Genomic DNA, 9,087 nt, shown 5'->3' with positions numbered 1-9,087 from the left:
TGGTGATTTCTCCAATTGATTTTCCGGTGTAGCGGTTTCCGACGTCTCGGAAAACCAAGTAGTTCTCTCAAAGTTACCTCTATTAACGACACCAAATTCAGAAGCTTTAGAAAAAAGTTTAAAAAAATAACATTGCGAGATTTAGCTAATAAAATTGAAGAAAAGTAAGAAAAAGTGCTCAAGTTTCCACAAATCGAGCCGAGAGGGCCAAATTGTATAGAAAACCAGCGAAAGGAAACAATTGAAGATAAGTTCGCAGACGATAGACGTAAGAATTAGAAAAGAAAAAGCCCCTTTTCCTTTGAGAGAACTGGGGCTAGGTTGGTCGCCAGAGCCTATGTGGAGATCAAGAGAAATGAACACATTTCCGGCATACCGAGTGCAACTTTACATTGAAAATGATTGGCAGGTGAGAGATGAGAGAGCCGCTCATTCTATTGTAAAGTTGCTTGCCAAAAGCCTGCATTCCCATCCACGTCTGAATGTATTGAGCACAGGCTAAGTAAACTACTGCAATAGTGACATTGCAGAGTTTGGCAACTGTTTCGCTTGAGCAAGAATCGATGTTCCTGCTTGTTGCAAAATTTGTGCTTTGGTCATTTGCGTGGTTTCTTTCGCAAAATCTGTATCTTTAATTCGGCTGTTCGATGCGTCAACGTTTTCTTGGATATTCGCCAAGTTGTTGATGCTGTGACTCAAACGGTTTTGCTTCGCACCTAAGTCTGCACGTTGCGAGTCTACGTATTTCAGTGCCGAATCCAGCACAGAAATCGCGTTTTGAGAACCTTGTACCGTGGTCATATCAATATCTTGTACTGACGTTCTGATAGGTTCATCACTCAGGCCAAGCTCAGATGCTAATCCACCAGAAATGGAAATCTCACCCTGAACGTTTGGATGTGCGACAAAAACTTGCAACTTGCCATCTTCACTTACAGACGCATTAATCATATCAGACTGACCATTAATGTAAGTGGCAAGCTCTTCGATGTCGTCGCCCGCTTTGGCATTAATGTTGATTTCTAGATCATCAACATTGCCGTCTTCGTCTTCACCCATACCTGGTAGCGTGATCTTCAAGTCAGATTTAGCTGGGTCAACACTCCAGTTTTTATCTTTACCGTTCTCAGATAAGAAGGTCACACCGCCCATGCGAGTATCGTCCGCACGAATGCTGGTGAGTCCCATGATCATGGCTTCACCTGAGCTCGCACCAATCTGGAATGCTGCTTCACCGAATGAGCCGTTCAATAGACGACGACCACCAAATGAAGTGGTTTCTGCAATACGGTTTAGCTCGTCAATCAATGCCATTGACTCTTCGTTGATCGCCTGACGCTCAGCCGGAGAGTTAGTACCGTTCGATGATTGAATCGCAAGGTCACGCATTCGTTGCATGACAGAGGTTGCCTCATTCATCGCACCTTCAGCGGTTTGTGCAATCGAGATACCATCGTTCGCGTTACGCATTGCGACATCTAGGCCACGAGACTGTGCAGTTAAGCGGTTAGAGATCTGTAGACCTGCCGCATCATCTTTTGCACTGTTAATCTTATGTCCTGAAGATAAGCGCTCCATCGACGTGTTTAATTCATCAGTCGCTTTGTTTAGGTAACGCTGCGCGGTCATCGCGGAGACGTTAGTACTAACTGTTACAGCCATTTTGCTCTCCTGTTGAGTTCGCAAGCTTTTGCGAAGCGGCCAGCTTTACTCTCATTTGGATAAGCACTGACCGTAAAAGTTACTTGCTAAATCTGCCTTAAACGCAGGGTTTAGAATCTCTAAATCTGTTCTGATATTTTCAATACAATTTGTGTGCCAACTTGCGTAACTTATTTAACTACTTTTAAAAGAATCAAATAAACAATAAGTTAGCTTTATCATTAAGCTATTTCCGGTTTGTCAGACTCATCTTAGCCCAAGGGTATTGAACGCTGCCCTGTTGCCGCCCGACTTGCCTCCCGCATCATTGCCGCTTTGGGTAAAATCGTGCCGCATGACATCTCAGACTCTCAGGTTACGTCGACTTATCGCGCTTAAGGCTTTGCACATAAGGCATCAAAATCAGACAATGTGTATGAGTGTCATACTAGATGTAGTTAAACAACGTTAGATCTTTGGTCTTACCGAATGCTTGTTGCGATGCCTGTAACGCTCGCGAGTTTTCACTGAACTCGATCACGGCTTTAGAGTAATCCAAGTCCTCAAAGTTGCTCTTCGCTTTTGCGAGAGACAAATTAAAGTCTTCATGATTTTGCTCTTGGATATCCAGCGTACTCAATCGAGCACCGGCATCTGTACGCGCTTTATTCAAATGGATAAAAGCAGCGTGGAATTCTTCTGTCATTTGGTGCAATTTGGCGGTCGCCGACGTATCCGAAACCGATTTGTCTGACCATGCCATTGCATCCTTGAAGGTATCGAAAATGCTGAACTCTGCCCGCTTTTCGATCTCAATGCTGTCACCAGGCGTAATTTGACCTTTTACGTGCACTTTCAGGCCTTTGTATTCAATCCCTTTCTCTGGAGAAAACTCATCGGCATCCACTACTTTGCCGTTACGCTCTAATTGGTAACCAAATTTGCCGTTATTCATATCGACAAATGTCACGCGATACGCCGCATCATCCTTAGCGTCAACGTTAGTAGCTTTGTTTAGCAACAGCTCAGAGCCGTTTTGTAGATCGTAATTCGGCTGATAATCGCCAAATGGGTTTGGTATCTCCATAAACAGCTTGCTGCCAGGATCGTTCATTGGCATCTCGAGCATGCTAGAGACTTTCATTTTGCGCTGATAATCGTCCCCAGCGTATTGAACACTACCGTCTTTATCGCGATAGAATGGTTGGCTTTTTGGCTTAGTACCCGCAAACACGTAGTTACCAGATTCATCTTGCGAGTTCACTAAGTTAAGGAAGTTGTTCGCAATCTCTTCTAACTCACGCTTCTTTGCTTGTCGGTCTTCAGCAGAAAAGGCACCGTTAATCATCTCCATCGTTAAGCGCTTCGACTCGTCGGCAAAATTCTCCGCATTGGCGATATTAACTTCGTGGTTTTCTAGACGATTACGCACCAACACTATAGAGCTAAGATATTGTTGTAGCTGTTCTTGTTGCTGACTAATGTTTTGGATGTAATGCGCAGCGAGGGGGTCGTCACTAGGTTTCAGTAACTTTTTCCCTGAAGCAAGTTGCTCTTGGTTGTGGTGAACCTTATTCTCTTGACGACGCAGATCATTTTGTACGGACTGATAGTTATGGAAACTAGAAATTCGGGTTAGCACTTATCTCTTCTCCTTACCTCAGTTGTAAAATGGTATTGAAGGTATCATTCGCCGCTTGCATCACACGTGATGAAGCCATGTACGCTTGTTGAAACTTCATCATGTTGGCCGCTTCTTCATCGAGGTTAACACCAGAAATAGAAGCAACGCGCTCTTGCGCCGCTTCATGCTCTAAACGAGCGACGGAGGCTAAACGGTTTGCTGTAGAAGACTTCAGTCCAACTTCAGTATTGAGGTTATGATAAACATCGATCAAGGTACTGGATTTTCCATCCATCATCTTGTCTGTTTGGATCTTCTGCATTTTTCTCAAGTTGCCGTTACCACCTTCAGAAGGCACCAAGTTTGCGGTGAATTTATCATTCATCAGCGCGCCTTCGCTCAGCTCAAATACAGTCGCATCGCCATTTTTATACAGCGGATGACTTTTCGGCACTGAGATTTCAATCATCGGGTTATCTTTGTCTAGCGGGTATGAGTATTTGTCCGATAGCAAATTGCCTTTGTTGTCCGTGATCTTTAACCATGGCTTATCATGTTTCTCGTCGGCTGGTTGTACGGTGACCTCAAATTCTTTGACATCCCCCGCCTCACGAATTTTGAACTTGGCGTTACCTTGAGCAAAAGTGGTTGAAGCTTCATAACTTTGCGCGGCAATGGCTTTCGCATCATTGGTTTCCATCTTGATGATGGCTGCGCCACTTCGTGTTGGGCGCAATAATACGCGCTCACCAGCGGCAAGACCTTCACCGATTTGCACTTTCATACCATCCAGAACAAACGAAGAATCTGATTGATCAATGTTCAACGACATTTGCTCACCTTTCGGTGTTGTCACGCTGTATTGGTCGCCATCATAACGCAGCGAATATTCACCACCTTTGATCGCGGAAATGTCCTCGATGTAAACCGCAACATCAGCTTGAGAGTCAGGCGCAGCAAAAACTCGAGATTTTGCCACCAGCTCAGAGTTCACGTCGGTAAATACGTCTTTACCTATCTTGCCGTTGAGATCCAGACCTTGAGATTGCAGCTGATTAATTTTGTGGGAGAAACCCGTCGCTAAACGGCCCATTTCATCTTGAAGTTGTGGGATGTGTTTGTCGCGCATTTCAAGTAAAGCGCCGATTTTGCCATCCATATCATCAGACTTGATCGCTTTAATACCATTCCCTTCCACCATTGCTAATCGTCTTTGATGAACATCCGGATAGCCATCGATCATTTTGAGCTGGCTTGCTTCCGTGCCAGAAACAAGAGTGTGTCCATTACCGATATGAACATTAAACCCTTCGGCATTTTTGCGTGGGGTTACGGTAACTTTGGTGTACTCTGACAGCTCAGTAACCAGCTTTTCATGCTGATCCATCAGGTCATTATGTGGGCCGGGGGTGCGCATCATCAATCGATGAATATCGCGAATTTCCAACGCAAGTTGGTTAACGCGCTCAATGCCCATATCCAATTTTTTATTGGTGACATCAGATTGCAGTCGAACGGTTTCGTGGAAATCATTTAATGTATCAGAGAAGATTTTCGCCTTTTCCAATACCACTTTTCGTGCCCCTAAATCGTTCGGGGTATCTGCCATGGTTTTTACCGCATCGAACCACTCATTCAGGTTCTCAGGAATTTTCTTCGATGCCACAGAGCTCAACATGCTAGAGAGCATATCAAGATTGTCTTGGGTATCCGTTTTGTTGGCATTGTTGGTCGACGACAGGTTCAGTTCATTCACGGCAAACTGATCCCACGAGCGGCGAACATTTTCCACATGCACACCCATGCCGTAGGTAGAACCACCGAACATGCGCGGATCATTCGTGCCTTGGATAACAGACTGACGGCTATAACCCTCTGTATTAACATTAGAAATGTTATGACCAGTGGTGTTTAATTGTCTCTGAGCAGTAAGCACACTTTGAGTACCTACATTCAGAAGATCTGACGCCATACATGCCCCCAAAAACGAAATATAAATCGGCAAAACCGATCACCTAGACACATTAAAAAGCAAAAGATGTGCCAAGTGATAGAAAGGCGTAGATATTTAGATAAAGTGAAGGCTTGCACTATGGCAAGCCTTCGAGAACGTCATAAATTGGCGCAGAGACATTACATACTTTCGATTTTATCCTTCACCTGCAGGACTTTATCTGCGTAATTCGGATCGGTCGCGTAACCCGCACTGTGGATACCGCGAATAAACAACTCTGAATTCCCGCGTTTCTGCAATGCTGTCTCGTAACGTGGGTTGTCATTCAAAAATCGTACAAAGTCATTAAAGCTGTCTTCGTAACTTGAGTAGGAGCGAAACGCTGCCGTCTCTTTCACTGGCGTGTTATCGTGGAACTCTAAAGTTTGAGTCGTCACTTTGTCACCCTGCCAGCTTCGATCTGCTTTGATATTAAATAAGTTGTTGCTGCTGCCACGCGCGTTCTTCACGACCTTTTGTCCCCACCCCGTTTCCAAAGCGGCTTGCGCAAGTAGCAGAGATGGCTCGACTCCTAGGGCTTTCGCAGCTTTCTCCGCGTATGGCTTCATCGAGTTAACAAAGGACTCTGGTGAATCGAATCGAGTGGGTTCATTGCTTGGTCGAGATAGCTGACCAGACTCAATCAAGCGCTGTTCAATCTCGCGCGCTTTTTTCGGGTCAACACGACGATATTCCGCAGCATTGTTTGCCGCATCACGCATAGCCGTTTCTTTTTTGTCGTTCCCTTGCCCAGCCGTTAATTGCTTAACAATCATATCGGCCAGTCCCATTGAACCAGACGAACTCAATTCACTCGCCATCTGTTCATCCAACATTTGTCGGTAGAACTTCTCGTTTTGGCTGTTCATCATGTTGGACTCAAAGCCCTCATTGGCTTCACGCATGGATTTCAACATCATGGAGGTGAAGATCGATTCGAACTGACGAGCAGCCGCATGCAATGCTTCTTGCTCGCCATCTTTTCCCTCTTTCACTGCTTTTTGACGCAGAGTGTCCAGAGAACTGATGTCATGGATAAAACCAATGTCGTTAGGATTGTTCATTATACCTACCTCCTAACCATTAAATGATGATCAACTGGCCTTCAATGGCACCAGCTTGCTTCAATGCTTGTAAAATTGCCATCAAGTCCGAAGGCGCAGCCCCGACTTGGTTCACGGCACGGACCAAATCATCCAACGTTAAGCCTGGTTCGAACTTAAACATTTTGCCTTGCTCTTCGCTGACTTCGATATCCGAGTCTGGTACGACTACGGTTTGCCCACCAGAAAAGCCGTTAGGTTGGCTAACATTCAGGTTTTCTTTGATCGCAACCGTCATGCCGCCGTGCGTTACTGCTGCTGGTTTAAGACGCACATGTTTACCAACTACGATGGTACCCGTGCGAGAGTTAACGATGATTTTGGCTGCGCCATCTGCTGGATCGAACTCTAGGTTTTCGATTGCCGATAAGAACGCAACACGCTGGCTGACGTCACGAGGAGCACGCACGCGCACTGATGTCGCGTCAACAGCGCTCGCCATTTGTGGGCCAAGGAAGTTGTTTACAGCATCCGCCATACGTTGAGCCGTTGTGAAGTCTGACTCAAGCAAGTTGAACGTGATGTAATCACCACGACCAAATGGGTTTGGAATTTCTCGCTCTACTGTCGCACCACTAGAGATAAGACCAACGGTTGGATTGTTACCTACGATTTTAGAACCGTCAGCGCCTTCAGCACTGAAGCCGCTCACTACTAAGTTACCTTGAGCAACCGCGTAAACTTGACCGTCGAGACCTTTGAGGAACGTTTGTAGTAGCGTACCACCACGCAAACTTTTAGCACTTCCGATGGAAGAGACAGTCACGTCCACTTGCTGACCCGGTTTAGAGAAAGGCGGCAATTCTGCCGTAACCATGACTGCGGCAACGTTTTTAATTTTTGGCTTTGTGCCCGGCGGCATCTGAATGCCGAAGTTTTGCAGCATGGCGGCGAAACTTTGCTCTGTAAACGGGTTCGCTTCACCCGTACCAGGTAAGCCTGAAACCAAACCATAACCCACGAGTTGGTTGCTTCGTACACCTGCCACTTGCGCGACGTCTTTGATACGTGCGGCTTGGGCTACGGTAGAAAACAGAGCAACGCTCATCAGTACTAAAAGGAGTTTTTTCATGCTTACTTATCTCTTGCAGTCAAATTGCCGTCAGCACGGCGTGTTATAGCGCTACATTAAAGAATCGTGCCAAGAAGCCTGGCTCTTGCATATCTTGTTGCAAACCAGTCCCTGAGTATTGAATTCTTGCGTTAGAAACACGATTTGATGCAATGGTGTTGTCGAAATTAATATCATCCGGACGAATAGTGCCACTTAAACGTATGTACTCATCACCTGTATTTAGCGTCATCCACTTCTCACCGCGGATCACGAGGTTGCCGTTTGCCAGTACTTCAATCACCTCAACAGTGATGTAACCACTGATGCTGTTGCTCTGCTTTGCAGAAGAGTCACCTGCAAATGAGTTGGAGTTGTTTAAGTCATAAGAGAAATTATATTTTCCGCCAATTTGCAGCTCTTCTCCGCCCACTTGAAGCGGGTCCATTTGCGCTTCATTGGTTTTCGATAAATCGGCATTTGCGCTTTTCGTCGCACTGGTTGTCTCATCCAGTGTTACGGTAATAATGTCGCCAATACCACGTGGTTTAGAATCGTCGTAGAGATCGGTAATGTGCTCGGCGCTAAACAACGAACCTGTTGCAGCAGCGTAATGCTCAGGCTTGTTTTTCGGATGAATTGGAGCCCAAGCAGGGTCGCCAGCAACCGGATCACTTCTACCACGTAAAGTATCTACAATACCGCTGCTCTCTTCTTTCGATTTATCGCCTTCTACTGCGTCGACCACAGTGGTTGCTTGTGTCACTTCATCCGTTTCAATCGGTTCCAACATGGCACAGCCCGACATCGTAGCAATCAAAGCGAGTAGGCAAATACGTTTCATCGTGAGCTCCTCAAATCTTGCTCTTAATCGTTACAATTGCTGGTTAACGAAGCTCATCATTTTATCGACTGACGAGATCACTTTTGAGTTCATTTCGTAAACGCGCTGGGCTTCGATCATGTTGACCAACTCTTCCGTTACATTCACGTTGGACGCTTCCAGCATGGATTGACGAATTTCCCCCAAACCGTCCAAACCAGGAACACCCTCTTGTGGATCGCCACTGGCACCCGTTGGTAAGTAAAGGTTCTGACCAATTGGCTCTAGGCCACCCGGGTTAACAAAATCTGTAATGGTTAGCTGACCAACGACTTGGTTGTCTTGCTGACCTCGGACGCGAACCGACACTTCACCATCCGTACCAACAGTAATAGAAATCGCATCTTCTGGAATCACAATTTCAGGCTCTACAGGGTAGCCAGAACCCGACGTGACTAACGTGCCTTCACCATTGAGCGTGAACTGACCGTTACGGGTATAACCGATGTTGCCGTCCGGCAATGTCACTTGGAAAAAACCGTCGCCTTCCACCATCATGTCCAGTGCGTTAGTCGTTGTCTGTGCATTGCCGTGCGTGTGCACTTTTTGCGTCGCAACCACTTTAGAACCCGCACCTAACATCAAGCCACTTGGCAGTTCCGTGTTCTGAGATGACTGGCCGCCAGGCTGGTTGATGTTCTGATAGAACAAATCTTCGAATACTGCACGGCTCTTTTTGTAGCCGACAGTAGAGGCATTCGCCAAGTTGTTCGAAATTGTGGCAATGTTGGTTTGTTGGGCGTCTAAACCTGTTTTACTTACCCATAGTGCTGGATGCATAGTGAACCTCTA

Annotated in this window: 7 protein-coding genes; all 7 read right to left on the bottom strand. The window is 46.0% G+C overall.

Annotation, left to right across the window (positions count from 1 at the left end):
• Positions 1-507: 507 nt before the first annotated feature.
• Positions 508-1,662 carry a flagellin gene (locus R7O13_RS22380; RefSeq protein WP_005382038.1) on the bottom strand — a complete coding sequence of 385 codons (1,155 nt, stop codon included), beginning with the start codon at positions 1,660-1,662 and terminating at the stop codon, positions 508-510.
• Between the two features lie 427 nt (positions 1,663-2,089).
• Positions 2,090-3,283 carry a flagellar hook-associated protein FlgL gene (gene flgL / locus R7O13_RS22375; RefSeq protein WP_005382037.1) on the bottom strand — a complete coding sequence of 398 codons (1,194 nt, stop codon included), beginning with the start codon at positions 3,281-3,283 and terminating at the stop codon, positions 2,090-2,092.
• Positions 3,284-3,296: 13 nt separating this feature from the next.
• On the bottom strand, positions 3,297-5,237 hold the full coding sequence (gene flgK, locus R7O13_RS22370; RefSeq protein ID WP_318304724.1) for a flagellar hook-associated protein FlgK: 1,941 nt from the start codon (positions 5,235-5,237) through the stop codon (positions 3,297-3,299).
• 161 nt (positions 5,238-5,398) lie between these two features.
• Positions 5,399-6,325 (bottom strand): flagellar assembly peptidoglycan hydrolase FlgJ, encoded by a 927-nt coding sequence (flgJ, locus tag R7O13_RS22365; RefSeq protein WP_042522768.1) that lies wholly within the window; start codon positions 6,323-6,325, stop codon positions 5,399-5,401.
• A gap of 16 nt (positions 6,326-6,341) precedes the next feature.
• The gene (locus R7O13_RS22360) at positions 6,342-7,433 is read right to left on the bottom strand and encodes a flagellar basal body P-ring protein FlgI (protein ID WP_005393118.1); all 1,092 of its coding nucleotides are present in this window, start codon (positions 7,431-7,433) and stop codon (positions 6,342-6,344) included.
• A 43-nt stretch (positions 7,434-7,476) separates the two neighbouring features.
• Positions 7,477-8,256: a flagellar basal body L-ring protein FlgH gene (gene flgH / locus R7O13_RS22355; RefSeq protein ID WP_005382033.1), complete on the bottom strand. Its 780-nt coding sequence runs from the start codon at positions 8,254-8,256 to the stop codon at positions 7,477-7,479.
• A 30-nt stretch (positions 8,257-8,286) separates the two neighbouring features.
• Positions 8,287-9,075, bottom strand: coding sequence for a flagellar basal-body rod protein FlgG (gene flgG, locus R7O13_RS22350; protein ID WP_005382032.1), 789 nt, complete (start codon positions 9,073-9,075; stop codon positions 8,287-8,289).
• Between the last annotated feature and the right edge of the window lie 12 nt (positions 9,076-9,087).

Source organism: Vibrio sp. Y176, assembly GCF_033438945.1.
Note: the sequence above shows the minus strand (reverse complement) of the source record. Positions and strands in the feature narration are given on the sequence as shown.

Excerpts from the sequence above, each read along its gene's own strand:
- R7O13_RS22380 (WP_005382038.1), bottom strand. The coding sequence starts at position 1,662 with ATGGCTGTAACAGTTAGTACTAACGTCTCCGCGATGACCGCGCAGCGT.
- flgK (WP_318304724.1), bottom strand. The coding sequence starts at position 5,237 with ATGGCGTCAGATCTTCTGAATGTAGGTACTCAAAGTGTGCTTACTGCT.
- R7O13_RS22360 (WP_005393118.1), bottom strand. The coding sequence starts at position 7,433 with ATGAAAAAACTCCTTTTAGTACTGATGAGCGTTGCTCTGTTTTCTACC.
- flgH (WP_005382033.1), bottom strand. The coding sequence starts at position 8,256 with ATGAAACGTATTTGCCTACTCGCTTTGATTGCTACGATGTCGGGCTGT.
- flgG (WP_005382032.1), bottom strand. The coding sequence starts at position 9,075 with ATGCATCCAGCACTATGGGTAAGTAAAACAGGTTTAGACGCCCAACAA.